Source organism: Streptomyces niveiscabiei (genome assembly GCF_001419795.1).
Classification (GTDB): Bacteria; Actinomycetota; Actinomycetes; order Streptomycetales; family Streptomycetaceae; genus Streptomyces; species Streptomyces niveiscabiei.
On the sequence record NZ_LIRL01000056.1, the window covers coordinates 1 to 20,787 of the forward strand.

General features: G+C 71.1%; 20 protein-coding genes. 14 read left to right on the forward strand and 6 right to left on the reverse strand.

Annotated features, from left to right (window positions below; all coding sequences use genetic code 11):
* Both AOK24_RS03530 and AOK24_RS03535 read left to right on the forward strand, forming a co-directional pair.
* On the forward strand, nucleotides 1-1,130 hold a 1,130-nt coding region (locus AOK24_RS03530; RefSeq protein ID WP_055718576.1), incomplete at its 5' end, for a PP2C family protein-serine/threonine phosphatase.
* A 129-nt stretch (nucleotides 1,131-1,259) separates the two neighbouring features.
* Nucleotides 1,260-2,714 carry an aminopeptidase P family protein gene (locus tag AOK24_RS03535; protein ID WP_055718577.1) on the forward strand — a complete coding sequence of 485 codons (1,455 nt, stop codon included), beginning with the start codon at nucleotides 1,260-1,262 and terminating at the stop codon, nucleotides 2,712-2,714.
* Nucleotides 2,715-2,792: 78 nt separating this feature from the next.
* Here AOK24_RS03535 and AOK24_RS03540 read toward each other — a convergent pair whose 3' ends face one another.
* Complete coding sequence (locus AOK24_RS03540) at nucleotides 2,793-3,230, reverse strand: ATP-binding protein (protein WP_055718578.1); 438 nt, start codon at nucleotides 3,228-3,230, stop codon at nucleotides 2,793-2,795.
* A gap of 206 nt (nucleotides 3,231-3,436) precedes the next feature.
* On the opposite strand from AOK24_RS03540, the gene AOK24_RS03545 reads away from it, so the two are divergent.
* The 9 genes from AOK24_RS03545 to AOK24_RS03585 all read left to right on the forward strand — a co-directional run bounded on the left by AOK24_RS03545 (nucleotide 3,437) and on the right by AOK24_RS03585 (nucleotide 13,229).
* Nucleotides 3,437-4,213, forward strand: coding sequence for a hypothetical protein (locus AOK24_RS03545; RefSeq protein WP_055718579.1), 777 nt, complete (start codon nucleotides 3,437-3,439; stop codon nucleotides 4,211-4,213).
* Nucleotides 4,214-4,307: 94 nt separating this feature from the next.
* A complete protein-coding gene (locus tag AOK24_RS03550) occupies nucleotides 4,308-5,042 on the forward strand; it encodes a YcnI family copper-binding membrane protein (RefSeq protein WP_055718580.1) in 735 nt (244 codons plus the stop codon).
* 70 nt (nucleotides 5,043-5,112) lie between these two features.
* Nucleotides 5,113-5,772: an SCO family protein gene (locus AOK24_RS03555; protein WP_055718581.1), complete on the forward strand. Its 660-nt coding sequence runs from the start codon at nucleotides 5,113-5,115 to the stop codon at nucleotides 5,770-5,772.
* Complete coding sequence (locus AOK24_RS03560) at nucleotides 5,769-6,206, forward strand: copper chaperone PCu(A)C (protein ID WP_055718582.1); 438 nt, start codon at nucleotides 5,769-5,771, stop codon at nucleotides 6,204-6,206. Before AOK24_RS03555 ends, AOK24_RS03560 begins: the two co-directional genes overlap by 4 nt.
* Before the next feature lie 13 nt (nucleotides 6,207-6,219).
* Nucleotides 6,220-8,136, forward strand: coding sequence for a copper resistance CopC/CopD family protein (locus tag AOK24_RS03565; protein WP_055718583.1), 1,917 nt, complete (start codon nucleotides 6,220-6,222; stop codon nucleotides 8,134-8,136).
* Nucleotides 8,137-8,139: 3 nt separating this feature from the next.
* Complete coding sequence (gene efeB, locus AOK24_RS03570; RefSeq protein WP_055718584.1) at nucleotides 8,140-9,423, forward strand: iron uptake transporter deferrochelatase/peroxidase subunit; 1,284 nt, start codon at nucleotides 8,140-8,142, stop codon at nucleotides 9,421-9,423.
* Nucleotides 9,424-9,506: 83 nt separating this feature from the next.
* Nucleotides 9,507-10,445, forward strand: coding sequence for a prephenate dehydratase (gene pheA, locus AOK24_RS03575; RefSeq protein ID WP_055718585.1), 939 nt, complete (start codon nucleotides 9,507-9,509; stop codon nucleotides 10,443-10,445).
* A gap of 522 nt (nucleotides 10,446-10,967) precedes the next feature.
* Nucleotides 10,968-12,245 (forward strand): serine--tRNA ligase, encoded by a 1,278-nt coding sequence (gene serS / locus AOK24_RS03580; RefSeq protein ID WP_055718586.1) that lies wholly within the window; start codon nucleotides 10,968-10,970, stop codon nucleotides 12,243-12,245.
* Nucleotides 12,246-12,380: 135 nt separating this feature from the next.
* Nucleotides 12,381-13,229 carry an HAD family hydrolase gene (locus AOK24_RS03585; protein WP_240553632.1) on the forward strand — a complete coding sequence of 283 codons (849 nt, stop codon included), beginning with the start codon at nucleotides 12,381-12,383 and terminating at the stop codon, nucleotides 13,227-13,229.
* Nucleotides 13,230-13,737: 508 nt separating this feature from the next.
* Here the strand turns inward: AOK24_RS03585 and AOK24_RS03590 are convergent.
* From AOK24_RS03590 to AOK24_RS03610, 5 genes are all read right to left on the reverse strand, one after another.
* Nucleotides 13,738-13,992 (reverse strand): SGM_3592 family protein, encoded by a 255-nt coding sequence (locus AOK24_RS03590; protein WP_055718588.1) that lies wholly within the window; start codon nucleotides 13,990-13,992, stop codon nucleotides 13,738-13,740.
* A 106-nt stretch (nucleotides 13,993-14,098) separates the two neighbouring features.
* Entirely contained in the window at nucleotides 14,099-14,818 is a 720-nt protein-coding gene (locus AOK24_RS03595; protein ID WP_055718589.1) for an ABC transporter permease, read from the reverse strand.
* Between the two features lie 9 nt (nucleotides 14,819-14,827).
* Nucleotides 14,828-15,739: an ABC transporter ATP-binding protein gene (locus tag AOK24_RS03600; protein WP_055718590.1), complete on the reverse strand. Its 912-nt coding sequence runs from the start codon at nucleotides 15,737-15,739 to the stop codon at nucleotides 14,828-14,830.
* Nucleotides 15,736-16,632 (reverse strand): ABC transporter permease subunit, encoded by an 897-nt coding sequence (locus AOK24_RS03605; protein WP_055718591.1) that lies wholly within the window; start codon nucleotides 16,630-16,632, stop codon nucleotides 15,736-15,738. Before AOK24_RS03605 ends, AOK24_RS03600 begins: the two co-directional genes overlap by 4 nt.
* Nucleotides 16,622-17,596, reverse strand: coding sequence for an ABC transporter ATP-binding protein (locus AOK24_RS03610; protein ID WP_055718592.1), 975 nt, complete (start codon nucleotides 17,594-17,596; stop codon nucleotides 16,622-16,624). The genes AOK24_RS03605 and AOK24_RS03610 overlap by 11 nt, the downstream gene beginning before the upstream one ends.
* 237 nt (nucleotides 17,597-17,833) lie before the next feature.
* Here AOK24_RS03610 and AOK24_RS03615 point away from each other — a divergent pair, with 237 nt between their 5' ends.
* From AOK24_RS03615 to AOK24_RS03625, 3 genes are all read left to right on the forward strand, one after another.
* Nucleotides 17,834-18,676: a M24 family metallopeptidase gene (locus AOK24_RS03615; protein ID WP_055718593.1), complete on the forward strand. Its 843-nt coding sequence runs from the start codon at nucleotides 17,834-17,836 to the stop codon at nucleotides 18,674-18,676.
* Nucleotides 18,673-20,433, forward strand: coding sequence for an SDR family oxidoreductase (locus tag AOK24_RS03620; protein WP_055718594.1), 1,761 nt, complete (start codon nucleotides 18,673-18,675; stop codon nucleotides 20,431-20,433). The genes AOK24_RS03615 and AOK24_RS03620 overlap by 4 nt, the downstream gene beginning before the upstream one ends.
* A gap of 173 nt (nucleotides 20,434-20,606) precedes the next feature.
* Nucleotides 20,607-20,787, forward strand: a 181-nt coding sequence (locus tag AOK24_RS03625; protein WP_206191139.1) for an RNA 2'-phosphotransferase, incomplete at its 3' end; no start/stop codon positions are given.

Genomic DNA, 20,787 nt, shown 5'->3' on the forward strand with positions numbered 1-20,787 from the left:
GTGCGGGTTGCGGGCTCAGCGGGGCTGAGGGGCTGGACGGGGCCGTCATCTCCGGCGTTCCCGGCAACTCCCAGGCCTCCGGCGTCTCCGGCGGGCGAGGCGTGCCCGGCAACTCCCGTGTCCCCGGCGGGTCCGGCGGTTCCGGCGCTGTTTGCGGCTCCGCTGCTCCCGGCCTCCCCGGTGTTCCTCGCGGCTCCGGCGCCCCCAGCCTCCCCGGCGCCCCCGGAGGGGCCCGTGTGCCCGGTGTTCGCGGTGCCGCCGACACTCCCGACCCCGTGGCGCGGCCCGGGTTCTGCGGTGCTGTCGTGTGGCTGTATGAGGAGGCCGGGGCTCCCGACGAGCGGCGGCGGCATCTCGTCGGGCTGTACACGCGGTTCGTGGCGGCGCATGTGGGGCGGTTGCTGGAGGTCGAGAGCACGCGCGCGTGTGTGGCGACGATCGCCGAGGAGTTGTTGCCGTCGCGGTTGCCGCGGGTCGCGGGCGTGCAGCTCGCCGTGCGGCACCGGCGTGGGGCGCGGGGCGGCGGGGACTGGTACGACGCGCTGCCGTTGCCGGACGCCGCGCTCGGGCTGTCCGTCGGGTCCGTCACCGGCGCGGGGCCCAGCGCCGTCGCCGCGATGGGCCGGCTGCGGGCCTCCCTGCGCGCGTACGCCGTGATGGAGGGCGAGGACCCCGTCGCCGTGCTTTCCGACCTCGAACTCCTCCTGCGGCTCACCGAACCCGCCCGCTCGGCCACCGCGCTGTTCGCCTACTGCGAGCCCGCCCTGCGGAAGGTCACCCTCGCCGGGGCCGGGCACTGCCCGCCGCTGCTGGTCGGGGACCGGCGTACGGAGTTCGTCGAGACGTCGGTGTCCGCGCCGCTCGGCATGCTGTCCTGCTGGGAGGCGCCGAGCGTCGAGCTGGAGGCGGAACCGGGAGAGACGGTTCTGCTGTACACGGACGGGCTGCTGCGGCGTACCGGCGATCCCGTGGACCGCGCGTTCACGCGCCTGCACACGGCTGCCGCCGGGGTGCCGAGGGCGCTGCGGGGCGACCCCGGGGCCGTCGCGGACCACGTGCTGCGGGCGATGGTGCCGGACGAGGAGGGCGGCGCGGAGGACGTCGTGCTGCTGGCGGCGCGGTTCGAGTAGTACCGGTAGCTCTGCGGGGGGACGGAGGAGGATGGCTCTATAGGGGGGTTTGCCGGATTCCGCACATCCGTACGATGGGGGCAGTCCCGATGCCGTGGGACGGTCCGTGCCGTATGGAGGAGGAAGACCGTGGCTGACGAGCTCACCCCGGAAGGCGAGCCTGAGGAGCCGATCAAGCAGCGCAAGAACGGGCTGTATCCCGGGGTCTCGGACGAACTCGCCGAGAACATGAAGTCCGGGTGGGCCGACACCGAGCTGCGTGACCTCGCCGCGATCCCGCAGGCCGCGGAGACGGCCGCCCGGCGGGCCGCGCTGTCCGAGCGCTTCCCCGGCGAGCGGATCGTCGTCCCCGCCGGGAACCTCAAGGTGCGGTCCAACGACACGGACTACCCGTTCCGCGCGTCCGTCGAGTACGCGTACCTGACCGGCAACCAGACCGAGGACGGCGTCCTCGTCCTGGAGCCCGTCGCCGCCGGGGGCCACACCGCGACCCTCTACCTCCTCCCCCGCTCCGACCGCGAGAACGGCGAGTTCTGGCTCTCCGGGCAGGGCGAGCTGTGGGTCGGGCGACGGCACTCCCTCACCGAGGCCGAGCAGGTGTACGGGCTCCCCGTGTCCGACGTCCGCAAGCTCGCGGACACGCTCCGCGAGGCGACCGGCCCCGTCCGCGTCGTCCGCGGCTACGACTCCGGCATCGAGGCCGCCCTCCACGACAAGGTCACCGCCGAGCGGGACGAGGAGCTGAGGGTCTTCCTCTCCGAGGCGCGGCTCGTCAAGGACGCGTTCGAGGTCGGGGAACTCCAGAAGGCCGTCGACTCGACCGTGCGCGGGTTCGAGGACGTCGTGCGGGTCCTCGACAAGGCCGAGGCGACGTCCGAGCGGTACATCGAGGGGACGTTCTTCCTGCGGGCCCGGGTCGAGGGGAACGACGTCGGGTACGGCACGATCGCGGCTGCGGGCGCGCATGCGTGCACGCTGCACTGGGTGCGCAACGACGGGCCCGTGCGGGCCGGTGACCTGCTGCTGCTCGACGCCGGGGTCGAGACCCACACGTACTACACCGCCGACGTGACGCGGACCCTCCCCGTCAACGGGCGGTTCAGCGAGGTGCAGCGGCGCGTGTACGACGCCGTGTACGACGCGCAGGAGGCCGGGATCGCGGCGGTGCGCCCCGGCGCGAAGTACCGGGACTTCCACGACGCCGCCCAGCGGGTGCTGGCCGAGCGGCTCGTCGAGTGGGGGCTGGTCGAGGGGCCCGTGGAGCGGGTGCTGGAGCTGGGGCTCCAGCGCCGGTGGACTCTACACGGGACCGGGCACATGCTCGGCATGGACGTCCACGACTGCGCCGCGGCCCGGGTGGAGTCGTACGTGGACGGGACGCTGGAGGCGGGGATGGTGCTGACCGTCGAACCCGGGCTGTACTTCCAGGCCGACGACCTGACGGTGCCCGAGGAGTACCGGGGCATCGGGGTGCGGATCGAGGACGACATCCTGGTGACGGAGGAGGGCAACCGGAACATGTCCGACGGTCTTCCCCGGCAGGGGGATGAAGTGGAGGCCTGGATGGGGTCGCTCAAGGGCTGAGGCCGCAGGGGGCAGGTCCGCGTCGCCGCGTCGGAGGAGTGCGACGCGGACCTGGACGAACGGAACCGGAGCCCGGTGTCACACGGCGACCAGCGGAGCGTCCTCGCGCCACTTGAGGATCTTGTCGAAGCTGACGACGGCGCCGCCGATGCCGGGCTTGTTGCCGATGTGGACGTGGTCGGCGAGCTGCTGGATGAGGAAGAGCCCGCGGCCCGCCTCCGCGTCGGCGGCGGAGACTCTCGGCGTTCTCCCGGTGTGCGCGAACCCGGGCCCGGAGTCGGTGACCTCGATACGGCACTTCTCGCCGTCGAGGTACGCGGTGACGCGGAACGCCTCGGACGTGGTCCCCCCGCCGTGCTCCACGGCGTTCGCACAGGCCTCGCTCAACGCGACGGAGAGGTCGTAGCAGACGTCGGGATCGACACCGGCCGTCTCCATCGTGCCGAGCAGCAGACGCCGCGCGAGCGGCACGCTCGCGGCGTCGCGCCGCAGATGCAGTGACCACCAGATGCTCATGTTCCAGCCTCCTGGTCGCGGCTCTGGTCGCGGCTCGACATACCGATACCTATTGCCCCCAGAAGGCTGATGTAAGCGCGATGTGCGCGTGATCCCGCCCATGTGGCGGATGCGCGCGGGGCCGTGGCGGGTGTATGCGCACCTCAGTCGCCACTTGCGGCCCTGCCGTCCGCCGTCGGCGGAGCCAGTGCGATGATGAGCCCGCCATGACTGTCCCCCTCCGGCTGATACGGGCCGCGGTGTTCGCCGCGGTCTGCGTCGTGCTGGCCGCCGTCGGGCACGCGCTCGCGTCCTGCGCGACGATCCCGGTGTGGACGCTGGGGGCGGGGTTCCTGGTGATGTGCGCGCTGGTCGCCCCGCTGTGCGGGCGGGAACGCTCGCTGCCGGGGATCGTGGCGCTCCTCGCGGCCGGACAGACCGCGCTGCACATGGTGTTCGGCCTCGGCCAGCACACCTCCGGCGGCGCCTCGACGGCGAGCATGCCGCCCATGCCGGGCATGGGCTCCACCGCCGACGCCCACCTCGTCGCCCAGGCCGCGCGCCTGCTGTGCGGTACGACGGTCGCCGCGATCAGCCCGGAGCACGCGTACCGCGTCCTCACCGAGGCGCGGGTGTACGACGCCGCCGCGCACCCCGTGTCCACCGGCGGACCCGAGTTGCTGCCGTCCCTGCCGATGCTGCTCGGCCATGTCCTCGCGGCCGTCGCCGCCGGCTGGCTCCTGCGGCGCGGGGACAGCGCGCTGCTGCGGCTGATCGACCTGTCCGTGCGCGGCGTCGCCGAGGGGGCGCTCGTACGGTCCCTGCGCGGGGCGCTCACGCTGGTGCGCGCGCTGCTCGCGGGGCTGCCCGGCGTACCCGGCAAGGGGCCGCGCGCCCCCCGCGCGGACCGGGTCGCACCGCCCGGGCCGCGGTGGACGGAGCTTCAGCACACGGTCGTACGGCGAGGCCCACCGGCGCGCGCCCGCCTCGCTCTCGCCGCCTGACACGACGGACCGCCTCCCAGGGGAGTGGCCGGCGTCGTGCGGCATACGCACGCTCGCGTGCGCCCTCACCCGACCTCACTCACCGTGGAGTGCCATGAACACCCGTCGTCTCCTCGCCGCTTCCGCCGTCGCCGGGACCGCCGTCCTCGCGCTGTCCTCCCCCGCCTTCGCGCACGTCACCGTCGTCCCGGAGGGCACCGCCGCCAAGGGCGGGTACGCGGTCGTCGACTTCCGTGTCCCCAACGAGCGCGACAACGCCTCGACGGTGAAGCTGGAGGTCGCCTTCCCTGCCGACCACCCGCTCGCGTCCGTGATGCCGCAGCCGGTGGAGGGCTGGAACGTCGTCGTCACCAAGGGCAAGCTCGCCAAGCCGCTGACCATGCACGGCAAGCAGATCACCGAGGCCGTCACGAAGGTCACCTGGACGGCGTCCGGCAAGGGCATCGAGCCCGGCTTCATCCAGCAGTTCCCGGTGTCGGTGGGCGCGCTGCCCGAGGACGCCGACTCGCTGGTCTTCAAGGCGCTCCAGACGTACTCCAACAAGGAGGTCGTGCGCTGGATCGAGGTCCAGGCGGCCGGTGCCGAGGAGCCCGAGTTCCCGGCCCCGACCCTGGCCCTGGCCGCCGCGTCCGGCGACGGGCACCACGGCGGCGGCGCCACCGAGGCCGCCGCCGCGAACACGACGGCCGCCTCCGCGTCGTCCTCCGACAAGGACAGCACCGACACGACGGCCCGGGTCCTCGGTGTCGTCGGCATCGTCGTCGGGATCGCCGGAGTGGCGTACGGCGTGCTCGCGGGACGTCGTCGTACCGCCGCGCCCGAAGCCTGATCCGCGCGGACGCGCGCCGGAGGCAACGGCGCGCGTCCCGCCTCCTTCCGAACATCTGGGACATTTCTCTATGCGCAAGAAGACGTACGCCACGGCCGCCCTGCTCGCCGCCGCCGTGCTCACCCTGTCCGCCTGCGGGAGCGGCGACGGCGACTCCGCCTCGGTCGCCTCGGTCGTCGACGAGGGCGGCAACACCAGCGAGCAGGCCGCGATCGTGCTGGACCAGCCCTTCGCCAAGCCGAACCTGGTGCTGACGGACGCGGCCGGCAAGAAGTACGACCTGCGGGCCGCGACCAAGGGCAAGCCGACGCTGCTGTACTTCGGGTACACGCACTGCCCCGACGTGTGCCCGCTGACCATGAACAACATCGCCGTCGCCAAGTCGAAGCTGCCGAAGGCGCAGCAGGACGAGCTGCGGGTCGTGTTCGTGACGACCGACCCCGAGCGGGACACCCCGGCCGCGCTCGCCTCCTGGCTCAAGGGCATCGACCCGCAGGTCGTCGGCCTGACCGGCGATTTCACAACGATCCAGGCCGCCGCCCGCACCGTCGGCATCACCATCGAGCCGCCGCACAAGGACAAGAACGGCAAGATGGTCTCCACGCACGGCACGCAGGTCGTCGCGTTCTCGCCGAAGACCGACGGGGGCTACGTCCTCTACACGGAGTCGGCGACCGTCGACGACTACATCAAGGACCTGCCCAAGCTGATGCGGGGAGCCAAGCCGTGAGGCTCGCCGCCCTGGGGATCGGGGCGGTGCTGCTGCTCGCCGGGTGCGGGTCCTCCGACGACAGCGCCCCCGCCCTGTCCGTCGGCGCCGCCTACATCCCGCAGCCCGTCTCCGAGATGGCCGCCGGGTTCCTGACCATCAGCAACAAGGGCGGTACGAAGGACGAGCTGACGTCCGTGACCAGCGACGCCGGGCCCGTCACCCTGCACGAGACCAGCGGCGGGTCGATGTCCGAGGTCACCTCCCTCGATGTGCCCGCACACGGTCAACTCGTGTTCAAGAGCGGCGGCAACCATCTGATGTTCGAGAAGCTGGGGCGACTGCCGAAGCAGGGCGAGAAAGTGACCGTGACCCTGCACTTCGCCGAGTCCAAGGCCATGAAGGTCGAGATTCCGGTGGAGTCGGCGACGTACGTCCCGAAGACCGGGAACTGAGGGAGGGAAACACATGCCGTCGGCCACCGCCTCGCGCGTGCGCACCTGGGTGCTGCTGTTCCTGGCCGTCACCGGAGCGCTCCTCGCCGGTGCCGCGCCCGCGTCCGCGCATGCCGCGCTCACCGGCAGCGATCCCACGCAGGGGTCGGTGGTCGCGCAGGCCCCCACGCAGGTGACGCTCACGTTCTCCGAGAAGATCGCCACCAACAAGGACTCCGTGCGCGTCCTGGACCCCAAGGGGAACCGGGTCGACGCGGGGGCCGCGAACAACACGGGCGGCACGACCTACGCCGTGCCGCTGCGCAGCGGGCTGCCCGACGGGACGTACACGGTCACGTACCAGATCGTCTCCGAGGACAGCCATCCCGTCGCCGGGGCGTACACGTTCTCCATCGGGGCGCCCTCCAAGACCAGCGTCTCGGCGTCCGTGCAGGCCGCCGGGGGCGGGGTCGTGGGGGCGCTCTACGACACCGGGCGGTACTTCTCGTACGCCGGGTTCATCGTCCTCGTCGGCGGCGCGGCCTTCGTGCTGGCCTGCTGGTCGCGGGGGAGTTCCGTACGGGCCGTGCAGCGGCTCGTCGTCGGGGGGTGGCTGACGCTCACCGCGTCGACGCTGTTCCTGCTGCTCGTGCGCGGGGCGTACACCGGGTCCGGGAAGGTCGGGGACATCTTCGACCTCTCGCTGCTGGGGGACGTCCTCCAGACGAAGGCGGGGGCCGCGCTGGTGTCGCGGCTGCTGCTGCTCGCCGCTGCCGCGCTGTTCATCGCCGTGCTCTTCGGGGCGTACGACAAGCGGGACGACGAGGAGAAGCGGGATCTGCGGTTCGGGCTGGCGGTCGGCGGGACGGTCGTCGCCGCCGGGCTGGCTGCCAGCTGGGCGTTGGCCGAGCATGCGTCGACGGGGTTGCAGGCGGGGATCGCCATGCCGGTCGACATCGTGCACCTGCTCGCGGTGGCGCTGTGGCTCGGAGGGCTCGTGACGCTGCTGGTCGCCTTGTACCGGGGGCCCGCCGAGCAGCCCGTGGACGCGGTCGCCGTGCGGCGGTTCTCGCAGATCGCGTTCGGGAGTGTGCTGGCGCTGGTCGCCACCGGGATCTACCAGTCCTGGCGGCAGCTCGGTTCGTGGTCGGCGTTCACGGAGACGTCGTACGGGCAACTGCTGCTGGTGAAGATCGGGCTGGTGGTCGTGCTGGTGGGGATCGCGTCGGTCTCCCGGCGGTGGACCGGGCGGCTGGCGACCCAGGCTTCGACGCGTTCTGAAGAGACGACCACTACCGAAGCCGAGGAAGACGACAAGGCAGAGGTCAAAGCGACCGTCACCACGGCAGGCGCCCCGGGTGAAGACAGCAAGCGTGCCGCTCAACTCGCCCGCCAGCAGGCCGCCGTGGACACCGCCCGGCAGAAGAAGCTGCGGGACGGCGACACCAACCGGTCCGGGCTCAGGCGTTCCGTCCTCGCCGAGGCCGGGGTCGCCGTCGTCCTCCTCGCCGTGACGACGATCCTCACGTCCACCGAGCCCGGCCGTACCGAACTGGAGGCCAAGGCCGCGAACTCCGTGTCGTCGAGCGCCGCCTCGGACGGCACCGGGGGCGCGCTGACGCTGGACATGAGCTTCGACACCGGCGGAGCCAAGGGCAAGGGTGTCGTCAGCGTGGACATGGACCCCGCCGGGACCGGGGCCAACGAGCTGCACATCTACCTCACCGACGCGAACGGGCAGCCCTTCGACGTCCCCGAGCTGAAGGTCGCCTTCACGCTCGAATCCCAGAAGATCGGGCCCCTGCCCGTCACCCCCGACCACATCACCACCGGTCACTGGGCGGCGAACGGAGTACAGATCCCGGTGGCCGGCGAGTGGAAGATCGCCGTCACCGTCCGGACCTCCGACATCGACCAGACGACCGTCTCCAAGAACGCGCAGATCGGCTGAACCGTGACCCTTTCGGAGCCCCGTACGACCTCGGAAACACCGACGCAGGAGGGACTGTCACGCCGGGCGCTGCTCGGTACGGCCGGTGCGGCCGGGCTGGTGCTCGGCGCGGCGGGCGGCGCGGGTGCCGCGTACGCCGCCGCGCCCGGCGAGGCGACGCCGTTGACGTCCGTGGGGGCGGACGAGGTCGCGTTTCACGTGAAACATCAGCCCGGGATCCTTCAGGGGCTCCAGGCGAAGGGGCATGTCCTCGCGTTCGACCTGGCGGCCGGGGCGGGGCGGGCGCAGGCCGTCGCGCTGATGCGGCGGTGGTCGCGGACGGCCGAGCGGCTGATGGCCGGGGAGGCGGCGGGGCCGGGGGACACCGGGATCGCCATGGATGCCGGGCCCTCCGCGCTGACCATCACCTTCGGGTTCGGGCACAGCTTCTTCGCGAAGGCCGGGCTGGAGAAGCAGCGGCCCGTGGCGCTCGACCCGTTGCCGAGTTTCTCCTCCGACCGGCTCGACAAGGCCCGCAGCGACGGGGATCTGTGGGTGCAGATCGGGGCCAACGACGCGCTCGTCGCCTTCCATGCCCTGCGCGCGATCCAGAAGGACGCGGGGAGCGCCGCGAAGGTCCGCTGGCAGATGAACGGGTTCAACCGGTCGCCGGGGGCGACCGCGCACCCCATGACCGCGCGGAATCTCATGGGGCAGATGGACGGGACGCGCAATCCGAAGCCGACCGAGCCGGACTTCGATCAGCGGATCTTCGTACCGGCATCCGGCTCGTCGTCCGGCTCGTCGTCGGAGCACCCGGTGTGGATGGCGAACGGGTCCTACGCCGTCGTCCGCCGCATCCGGATGCTCCTCGACGACTGGGAGAAGCTGACCGTCGCGGCGCAGGAGCAGGTCATCGGGCGGCGGAAGGCGGACGGCGCGGCGCTGTCCGGGGGGTCGGAGACGACCGCGATGGATCTGGAGAAGGTGGACGCGAAGGGGGATCTGGTGGTGCCGATCAACGCGCACGCGCGGATCTCCCGGCCGGACCAGAACGGGGGTGCGGCGATGCTGCGGCGGCCGTTCTCCTTCCACGACGGGATCGACCCGGACGGGACACCCGACGCGGGGCTCCTCTTCATCTGCTGGCAGGCCGATCCGCTGCGGGGGTTCGTCACCGTGCAGCGGAAGCTGGACCGGGGGGACGCGCTGTCGAAGTACATCCGGCACGAGTCGAGCGGGCTGTACGCGGTGCCGGGCGGGGCCGAGGAGGGCGGGTACGTGGGGCAGTCGCTGCTGGAGGGGTAAGGGGCGCGCGCCTGAGGTCACGCAGGTTCACTCGACCGTGAGATGCGTAGGCCGCGTTCCACAAGGGCCATTAGGGTGATCCCATGCCTGCCAGCTATGCGTATCTCGGTCCCGAGGGCACCTTCACGGAGGTCGCTCTGCGGACGTTGCCCGAAACGGCCACCCGGCAACTGGTTCCGTACGTGTCCGTGCAGTCCGCGCTGGACGCGGTGCGGGTCGGCGAGGCCGAGGCCGCGTTCGTGCCGATCGAGAACTCCGTCGAGGGCGGGATCACCACCACCCTCGACGAACTGGTCGCGGGCACCCCGCTGATGATCTACCGCGAGGTGCTGCTGTCGATCACCTTCGCGCTGCTGGTACGGCCGGGTACGAAGCTCTCCGAGATCAAGACGGTCTCCGCGCACCCGGCGGCCCAGCCGCAGGTCCGCAACTGGCTGAAGAAGCACCTCCCCGACGCGCTCTGGGAGTCCGCCGCCTCGAACGCGGACGCCGCCCGCCTGGTCCAGGAGGGCCGGTACGACGCCGCCTTCGCCGGCGAGTTCGCCGCCGCGCGGTACGGACTCGAGGCCCTGGAGACCGGCATCCACGACGCGGAGAACGCGCAGACCCGGTTCGTCCTCGTGGGGCGTCCGGCCCGGCCCGCCGCGCCGACCGGCGCCGACAAGACCTCCGTCGTGCTGTGGCAGAGCGACGACCACCCCGGCGGGCTGCGCGATCTGCTGGGCGAGTTCGCGACGCGGGGCATCAACCTCATGCTGCTCCAGTCCCGGCCGACCGGGGCGGGGATCGGCAACTACTGCTTCTGCGTCGACGCCGAGGGGCACATCAACGACCGGCGGGTCGCGGAGGCGCTGATGGGGCTGAAGCGGATCTGCCGCGAGGTGCGGTTCCTCGGCTCGTACCCGCGCGCGGACGTCACCGGCGCGGGGGATGTGGCGGTGCCGTTCCCGGGGACGTCGGACGCGGAGTTCGTGGCGGCGTCGGAGTGGGTGGCGCGGTGCCAGGACGGGCGCTTCCGGTAGTACAGGCGTACCGCGTAGTTATCCACAGGAGTTATCCACAGGCGACCTTCTCGACCTGGGGATAAGTCGACTGCGCGGTGGTACTCAGTCGACAAATCGGCACCCCGGCCCTCGGCTTGTCCACCGGTGGGTGGGTCACCCTTCGTCCACTTGTTTCCTGCGCGCAATCCTTTGGAGCGACGCGTTTCCACTCGAAAGTGGATACGAGGCGCGTTTAGGACAGAAATTCCCGACTCGGGGCCGCGCGCGAGAAAGATCGTTCCCGATGTCCACAGATCTTTCGCACACCCTGTGGATAACTTTCCCCAGGGTGTGGATCACTGTGGACAACCGGTCCCCAAGTCCCTTTTTCCACAAGGCAGTCGGGTCAACTTCGGGCCTCGATGATGCCCCGTCCCAGGGAGCGGGACGGATTACCTTGACACGTTCGGCAATTCGTTCATAACGGGTCGTAACCGGCTTTTTGGAGTGAGGGGAATAGTCGGTCGTGGGCCCTCGGTCCACACCGGTAGCCTTGGGCCTGTGATTGACCTTCGCCTGCTCCGTGAGGACCCCGACCGTGTGCGCGCGTCGCAGCGCGCCCGTGGAGAGGACGTCGCGCTCGTCGACTCCCTCCTGTCCGCCGACGAGCGGCGCAGGTCGTCCGGCGTCCGCTTCGACGAACTCCGTGCCGAGCAGAAGCAGCTCGGCAAGCTGATCCCCAAGGCCGCCGGGGACGAGAAGGCGGAGCTGCTGAAGAAGGCCGAGCAGCTCAAGGCCGACGTCAAGGCCGCCGACGCCGAGCGCGACGCAGCGGACACCGAGACGCATGAGCTGCTGCTCCGGCTCGGCAACCTCGTCCACCCCGACGTACCCGTCGGCGGCGAGGAGGACTTCGTCACGCTGGAGACGCACGGGGAGATCCGCGACTTCTCCGCCGAGGGGTTCGAGCCCAAGGACCACCTGGAGCTGGGCCAGCTGCTCGGCGCGATCGACGTCGAGCGGGGGGCCAAGGTCTCCGGCTCGCGCTTCTACTTCCTCACCGGGGTCGGCGCGCTGCTGGAGCTCGCGCTCGTCAACGCGGCGATCTCGCAGGCCACGGCCGCCGGGTTCACGCCGATGCTGACGCCGGCGCTGGTGCGTCCGCAGTCGATGGCCGGGACCGGGTTCCTCGGACAGGCCGCGCAGGACGTCTACCACCTCGACAAGGACGACCTGTACCTCGTCGGCACGTCCGAGGTCGCGCTCGCCGCGTACCACATGGACGAGATCCTCGACGCGGAACGCCTTCCGCTGCGGTACGCCGGGTTCTCGCCCTGCTTCCGGCGCGAGGCCGGGTCGCACGGCAAGGACACGAAGGGGATCTTCCGGGTCCACCAGTTCGACAAGGTCGAGATGTTCTCCTACGTCGCGCCCGAGGACTCCGAGGCGGAGCACCGGCGGCTGCTGGAGTGGGAGAAGCAGTGGCTGACCTCGCTGGAGCTGCCGTTCCGGGTCATCGACGTCGCCACCGGTGACCTCGGGTCGTCCGCCGCGCGGAAGTTCGACTGCGAGGCGTGGATTCCCACGCAGGGGAAGTACCGCGAGCTGACGTCCACGTCCGACTGCACCGAGTTCCAGTCGCGGCGGCTGTCCATCCGGTACCGGGAGGGCAAGACGGTGCGTCCGCTGGCGACGCTGAACGGCACGCTGTGCGCCGTTCCCCGGACGATCGTCGCGATCCTGGAGAACCATCAGCAGGCGGACGGGTCGGTTCGGGTGCCGGAGGTGCTGCGGCCGTTCCTGGGCGGGCGCGAGGTGCTGGAGCCGACGGGTTCTTGAGCTGGTCCGGCTTCGAGGGGGCGTCCTTTTTTGGGGCGTCCCCTGTGCTGTGGGCGGGGTGTCCGGTGGGGGTCGATCCGAGTGAGGGTGACTTGAGTGGGTGCTGTGAACGGGGCCGGTGAAGTGAGCGGTGGCGTGAGCGGGGATGTGGGTGGTGGTGCAAGTGGTGGCGCGGGTGACGGTGCGGGGGGATTTCCGTACAAGCTGATCGCCACCGATCTCGACGGGACGCTGCTGCGGTCCGACGAGTCCGTGTCGTCCCGTACGCGCGACGCCCTCGCCGCCGCGACCTCCGCCGGGGCGACCCACATCGTCGTCACCGGGCGGGGGGTTCCCTGGACCCGGCACATCCTCGACGCCCTCGGCTACACCGGGCTCGCCGTCTGCGGGCAGGGTGCTCAGGTGTACGACGCCGGCGCGCACCGGCTGCTGACGTCCGTGACGTTGGACCGGCAGCTCGCGGGGGTCGCGCTCGCGAAGATCGAGGCGGAGGTGGGGCCGCTGTACCTCGCGGCCAGCCGCGACGGGCTGGACGGGGAGGTGCTGGTCGGGCCGGGGTACGCGAGCCTGGGGAACCTGCCGGCGACGCCGCTGACGGATGCCGCCGAGTTGTGGGCCGCGCCGCTGAACAAGATCTACATCCAGCATCCGACGCTGGGCGACGACGAGTTGGCCGAGGCGGCGCGGGTGGCCGCGGGCGGTTTCGTCACGGTCGCGATGGCCGGTGCGGGGATAGTGGAGCTGTTGCCGCTGGGCCTCTCCAAGGCCACGGGCCTCTCCCTCGCGGCGCGACGCCTCGGGCTCAAGTCGGCCCACACGATCGCCTTCGGCGACATGCCGAACGACCTCCCCATGTTCGCCTGGGCCTCCCGGGGCGTAGCCATGGCCAACGCCCACGAGGAGCTGAAGGCGGTGGCGGACGAGGTGACGGCGTCCAACGAGGAGGATGGGATCGCGGTGGTGGTGGAGCGGTTGTTGGGGTGAGGACGGGGATTGCGGGGGTGGGCTCTGCGCGGTTGCCGAGTGCGGGTGGTGGTGGGCTGGTCGCGCAGTTCCCCGCGCCCCTGAAAAACGGGGTGCGGACCGGCTATCGGGTGCGGGTGCATACCCATGCCGACTAGCTGGTCCGACTTTTTAGGGGCGCGGGGAACTGCGCGACCAGCCACCTACTACCCGCACCCGCCCACTGACCACTCAGCCAATCCTCCGGGTGGGCGGCCCACGCGAGAGTGATCTCGCGTGCTCGAAGTGGCCGCCCCGGGCGTCCTCGCACGCGGGCTCGGACGGAGTGAGCGACTACTCCGGAGCCTGCGGCGGACTGCCCTGATGGAAGCGGGACGTCCTGCCGTGCATGGACATACGCCTCGCTTCTCTCCCCGTATGTGTCATCGCCCGAAAACCGGCGATGCGGACACAACTACTTTGCCCGCCCGGCCAGTTGCCCGCCACTGATTTAATCGCCGGCAGAGCGGCAGGGAACCCCACCGGCCCCCTACTTGCGTCGCCACCGCTTCCGCCGGGCCTTGCTGAAGAACCACCCCGCGGGCGGCTCGTCGGAGCGCCAGGGCTGCGGCTCGGGCGCCTCGCGGCTCCACTTCGCGGACAGCATCCGCGCCCGCGCGGACGGCTCACTCGCCTCCGCACCCCGCACGAAGTCCTCGTCGAGCACGAGCTCGTCCCACATCTCGTCCCGCCCGGAGCCGCCGGCGTCTCCGCGACCGGCTTCCCGTGAACGTTCCTCCGCCATCCTTCCCTCCTGTCCCCGTCCCCTTTACGCCAGTGTGCCCGGACGGAGGTGAAACCTCCGTCAAGGCCGACCGGCACCTCACAGGCTCCTCTTGGCTCTCCCCGGCTCACTCCTCCCCGGCGAGCGTGAGGGTGCGCAGCTTCTGTCCCGCGTACCAGGTCGCGAGCCCGGTGACGGCGACGAGGAAGATCACCCCGGTGGCGAGCCCGACGTCGGAGGTGACGAGGTCGCCGCCGGTCACCTCGTGCGCGACGGCGAGGGACCACTGCTGGACGCTGAGCGTGCGCGCCCCCGGCACGAGGGACCCGAACAGCGCCTCCCAGACGAGCGCGTAGACGAGCCCGAAGACGACGGCATGCCGCGAGACGGTGCCGAGCAACAGGAACACGGCCGCGTAGGCGATGGACGCGACGAGCGCGGCGACGGTGTACGCGACGGCGATCTGCTGCCCGTTGCCGTTGAGGATGAACCCGGCGACGAGGGTGGGCAGCGCCGAGAACACCATGGTCACGGCGATGGCGACGATGAGCTTCGTCGAGATGATCGTCGGCCGCTTGATCGGCTTGGACAGCAGGTACACCACGGACCCGTCGTCGATCTCGGGCCCGATCGCGCCGGTCCCGGCGATGACGCCGATGATCGGCACCATCGTCGCGAGCGCGAGCCCGCCGAGCAGGTCGACGGCGGTCTGGTCGTCGGCCCCCGCGAGGGCCCGCACGATGACGGCGATCACGATGAGCAGCATCGGCAGCGCGCCGAGGATGAGCGCCCGGCGCCGGCCGAGGAGGGCCCGGTAGGTGAGCCGGGCGACAGTGGGGTCGTACATCAGGGCCTCCTACGCCGCGACCAGGTACGAGAACACGGATTCGAGGGACTCGTCGGACGGCGAGACGGCCAGCAGCCGGATGCCGTGGTCCCGGGCCACCCGCGGCAGCAGGGCGGTGAAGCGGCCGAAGTCGACGGCCTGGATGAGCAGCGCGCCCTCCGCCTTGTCGACCTCGATGCCGGCGGTCGACGGGTCGGCGATGAGCGCGGCGGCGAGCGCCCGGTCGTCGCTGGAGCGCACGAGGTAGCGGTGCGGCCGGTCGGTCATGAGCCGGCGGATACGGCGGAAGTCGCCGCTCGCGGCGTGCCGTCCGGCGACGATGACCTCGATGTGCCGGGCGAGCTGCTCGACCTCTTCGAGGATGTGCGAGGAGAACAGGACGGTGCGGCCCTCGTCGCCCATGCGGCGCAGCAGGTCCATGAGCTGCATGCGCTGGCGGGGGTCCATGCCGTTGAAGGGCTCGTCGAGCAGGAGCAGCGAGGGGTCGTGGACGAGGGCGCTGGCCATCTTGACGCGCTGGCGCATGCCCTTGGAGTAGGTCTGGATACGGCGGTCCTGCGCGTACTCCATCTCGACGGTGGCCAGCGCCCGCTGGGCGGCCTTGGCGCCGAGGCCGTGGAGTTCGGCGTTGGCGACGACGAACTCGCGGCCGGTGAGGAAGTCGTACATCGCCTCGCGCTCGGGGACGATGCCGATGTGCTTGTAGACGTCCTCGTTGCGCCAGACGGGGACGCCGTCGAGGGTGACCGTGCCGGTGGAGGGGGCGAGGAAGCCGCCCATCATGTTGATGAGGGTGGACTTGCCGGCGCCGTTGGGGCCGAGGAGGCCGGTGACGCCGGGGCCGATGGTCATGGTGATGTCGTTGACGGCGACCACGTTGCCGAACCAGCGGGAGACGTGGTCGAGGGAGAGCGTGGTCACAGGCCCACCTTCCGGTAGCGGCGGATCAGCAGGCCGTAGCAGGCAGCGATGAGTCCGAGGGTGACGAGGACGTAGACCGCGCCTTCGGCGCTGGAGGGGCCCTGTCCGCCGGGGAAGGCGGAGCTCGCGCCGAGGAAGGCGGTCTGGATCCCGTCGATCAGCGTGATCGGCGAGAACAGGCCGATCCAGGGGATGGAGCCGCCGCTGGACTGCTCGTGCGCGATGGCCTGGAGGGTGGAGACCGCGCCGTAGGTGATGGTCAGGACGGCGATGACGGCGGCGATGCCGAAGCCGCGCCGGGGGGTGATCGCGGCGATGACCAGGCCGAGTCCGGCGAAGAGCAGCGAGAGCAGCGCCACGGAGACCAGTCCCTGTCCGAATCCCTTGGTCTGGTCGGCGAAGTCGAGCTTGGCGAGCAGCGCGCCCACGTACAGGACGAGGAGCGGCGCGGCGGTCAGCGCGAACAGGGCGGAGGCGAGCGCGGCGAACTTCGCGAGGACGTAGTCGGCGGTCTCGATGGGCCGCGAGAAGTACAGCGGGACCGTCTTGAAGCGCAGGTCGCGGGAGACCGACTGGGGGGCCTGGGAGGCGACGTACAGGCTGATGACGGCCTGCATGACGATCGCGTACCGCGTGTAGTCCAGGGGGAGTTCCTTGGCCTTCGTGGCGACCGCGACGGCGACCATGATGGCGGCCGGCACGAGCATCACGACGAACAGGAGCATCGGCAGGACCTTGGACTTCACCGAGCGGCCGAGGCCGTAGGCGCCGCGCAGGGACTGCGCGTACAGCGAGCGGCGGGCGTAGGCGCGGCCGAGGCGGGGGCCGTCGTAGCCGCGGTAGCCGATGTCGTGGATGCGGGAGGTCTCGCCCGCGGTGTGGTCAACCGCCATGGCGGACGGCCTCCTTGCTCTGCGCGCTCTGCTCGTCGGCGGTGGTGAAGACCTCGGAGATGTGGTGTCTGCGCTGTTCCATGCGGACCAGGCCGAGGCCGAGGTCGGCGACGAGGTCGCGGACCAGGTCGTACGTCTCCTCGCCCTGCGCGGTCAGCAGCAGGAGGTGGCCGGCGCCGGGGAGGCCCGCGCCGCCGTCCTGGACGTCCGCCCCTCGGGTGAGGAGCGCCTCGCGCAGGGCGCGGGTGCCGTCCGGGTGTTCGTCGGTGTCGGTGACCTCGACGGCGAGGGTGGTGGTGGTCTGGGTGAAGTCGGTGGTGGAGCTGGAGCGCAGGAGCTTGCCGCCGTCGATGACGACGACGTGGTCGCAGGTGCGTTCCAGTTCGCCCAGGAGGTGGGAGGTGACCAGGACCGAGATGCCGAAGTCGGTGTGGATGCGGCGGATCAGGCCGAGCATCTCGTCGCGCCCGACCGGGTCGAGGCCGTTGGTCGGCTCGTCGAGGAAGACCAGGCGGGGGTCGTGGACGAGGGCCTGGGCGAGCTTGACGCGCTGCTTCATGCCGGTCGAGTAACCGCCGATGGGGCGGTAGCGCTCCTCGTACAGCCCGACGTGCCGCAGCGTGTCCGCCGTGCGCTCGCGGGCCGCCGTGGGCGGGAGGCCGGACATGCGGGCCATGTGGACGACGAACTCGGTCGCCGAGACGTCCGGCGGGAGGCAGTCGTGCTCCGGCATGTAGCCCACGCGCTCGCGGATGGCGGCGCCCTTGGTCGCGACGTCGAGCCCGAGCACTTCGGCTCGGCCCTCGCTCGCGGGGGACAGACCCAGGAGGATCTTGATCAGGGTGGACTTGCCGGCGCCGTTGGCACCGACCAGTCCGGTCACACCGGCTCCGATGTCCACGGACAGCCGGTCGAGAGCGGTCACCCTCGGGAACCGCTTGCTCAGGCTTTCGGTCGCGATCACAGTCACGGTTCGAAGGTAGTGACTCCGCACACACTCGGTCGTCACTCCGTAGAGCCGTCTTCACCCCGTACCTGAGATGTAGGGGACGGCTAAGGGATCCCCTACCTGAGAGGTACGAGGTCTACGCGCGAGCCGTGCCATGCGGGACCGCCCGCCCTATTGACGGTTTCTCTAACAAGTGCCAGATTCGGCGTGGTCAAGTTACGGACGCGTATCGCAACCGCACGGCGAGGTGCCATGGCAACCGCAGTGACCCCCGACTCCCGCGCCGACCTGCGGGGTTTCCGCCAGGTCCAGCGGCTCGCCTACGCGTGCGCGCAGGACGTCGCGGCCCGGCTGACACCGGGCGTCACCGAACGCGAGGCCGCGCGCATGCAGCGCCGGTGGATGCGCGAGCGCGGGGTGACGGACTGGTTCCACCTGCCCTTCGCCTGGTTCGGCGACCGCACGGCGTTCACGGGCTTCCGCGTCCCCCTCCAGTTCTTCCCGACCAACCGCCGCCTGGAGCCCGGGATGCCGTTCATCCTGGACCTCGCGCCCGTGTACGAGGGCTACACCGCCGACATCGGCTACTCGGGCTCGCTCGGCGCCAACCCCGTACAGGAACGCCTGATGGCCGACCTGGAGGCGCACCGCGAGCTGATCCTGAGGGAGGTCCGCGAGCGCAGGTCGCTGCGGGAGATCTACCAGGACGTGGACCGCCTCATGGCTCTCCAGGGTTACGCCAACCGGCATCGCGCGTACCCCTTCGGTGTGATCGCCCACAAGGTCGACAGGGTGACGCAGCGGCGGTTCTCCCCGCACCTGTTCGGGTTCGGCGCGCAGTCGCTGAAGGGCCTCGCCTCGGACGCCCTGCACGGGCACCGCGACGGATGGTCGCCGCTGTGGTCGCCGTACCGTTTCTCCGACCATCCCCCGCAGCCGGGCCTGTGGGCGGTCGAACCGCATCTCGGATTCCGGGGCACCGGCGCGAAGTTCGAGGAGATCCTCGTCGTGACGGACTCCAAGGACCCGGCGGAGAGCGCTTTTTGGCTGGACGACGACCTGCCGCACGTGCGGCAGTGGGCGGAGGGGAAGTGACGATGCTGGACGGGGCGCGCGAACGCCGGATCACCACCGGCGGGATCGAGCTGTGCGTGGCGGAACTCGGCGAGCTGGGGAACCCCGTCGTCGTCCTCGTGCACGGCTACCCGGACACGAAGGAGGTGTGGGCGCCGGTCGCGGCCCGCCTCGCGGAGCAGTTTCATGTGGTGCTGTACGACGTGCGCGGGCACGGGAGTTCGAGCGCGCCGAAGCCGCTGCGGGGCGGGTTCACGCTGGAGAAGCTGACGGACGACTTCCTCGCGGTGATCGACGCGATCAGCCCGGGGCGCCCGGTGCACCTGGTCGGGCACGACTGGGGGTCCGTGCAGGGCTGGGAGTTCGTGACCGTCGCGCGCACGGAGGGCCGCGTCGCGTCCTTCACGTCGATGTCGGGGCCCTCCCTCGACCACTTCGGCCACTGGATCAACCGCCGTCTGCGCAGGCCCACTCCGCGCCAGGCCGCCCAACTCCTCGGCCAGGGCGCCAAGTCGTGGTACGTGTACGCGCTGCACACCCCCGTGCTGCCCGAACTGGCCTGGCGCGGGCCGCTCGGCAAGCGCTGGCCGGACCTGCTGCGCCGTGCGGAGAAGATCGGCGACACCTCGTACCCGACCGCGTCCCTGCCCTCCGACGCCGCCAACGGCGCCTGGCTGTACCGGGACAACGTCCGGGCCCGGCTGAGCCGGCCGCGCGCGGACGCCTACGCGCACACGCCCGTGCAGCTCATCACGCCGCTCGACGACGCGTTCCTGTCGCCGCGGCTGTACGACGAGTTGGAGACGTGGGCGCCGCGCCTGACCCGGCGCACGATCCCCGCCAAGCACTGGCTCCCGCGCACGCGATCCGACCAAGTGGCCTCCTGGGTCACCGAGTTCGTGACGTCCGTCGAGGCCGGGCAGGCGCGTTCGGCGACCCCGGCGGGCGTGCACGCCGAGCGGTTCGCCGGCCAACTCGTGCTGGTCACCGGCGCGGGCAGCGGCATCGGGCGGGCCACCGCGTTCGCCTTCGCGGAGGCGGGCGCGCGCGTGGTCGCCGTCGACCGCGACGCCGAGAGCGCCACGCGTACGGCCGAGTTGGCGCGGCTCGTGGGGGCGCGGGAGGCGTGGGCCGAGGCCGTGGACGTCTCCGACGAGAAGGCCATGGAGGAACTCGCCGACAAGGTACGGCAGTCGTACGGTGTGGTCGACGTGCTGGTCAACAACGCCGGCATCGGCATGTCCGGCTCGTTCTTCGACACGAGCACCGAGGACTGGCGGCGCGTCCTGGACGTCAACCTGTGGGGCGTCATTCATGGTTGCCGCCTGTTCGGGCGGGACATGGTCGAGCGCGGGCAGGGCGGGCACATCGTGAACATCGCGTCGGCCGCCGCGTACCAGCCCTCGCGCGTGCTGTCCGCGTACGGCACGTCCAAGGCGGCCGTCCTCATGCTGAGCGAGTCCCTGCGCGCGGAGTTGGCGGGCAAGGGGATCGGCGTCAGCGCGATCTGCCCCGGGCTGATCAACACGGGCATCACCTCGACCGCGACGTTCGTGGGCGTCGACGCGGACGAGCAGGAGCGGCGGCGGGAGAAGTCGTCGCGGATGTACGGGCGGCGCAACTACCCGCCGGAGAAGGTCGCCGACGCGGTCGTGCGCGCGGTCGTCCGCAACGACGCCGTCGTGCCGGTGACGCCGGAGGCGAAGGGGTCGCGGCTGCTGTCGCGGCTGTCGCCAAGGGTGTTGAGGGCGTTCGCGCGCTACGAGCCGCGCGGGTGAGGGAGTTGGCCAAGTAGCCTGCGCGCGGCCCGAGTTGCCCAAATGCCGCGTTCCACCCGTCAGTTATCCACAGAATCCCCAACTCCCCTGTGGATAACTACGGTTGGTTGTGGATCAAACCTGGGGACGAAAATTGGGTGCGTGATCCACATCTCTCTCCGCACACTGAGGGGATGACCCCCGACCATCGCACCGTGAAGGTGTCCAAGTACCTCTCGAAACACCTGCGCCACCAGCCCGAGCGGATCGGGCTGCGCCTCGACGCGGCCGGCTGGACCGAGATCGAGGCCCTCCTCGCGGCCACCGCCGCGCACGGCTTCCCCATCACCCGCGAGGAGCTGGACCACGTCGTCG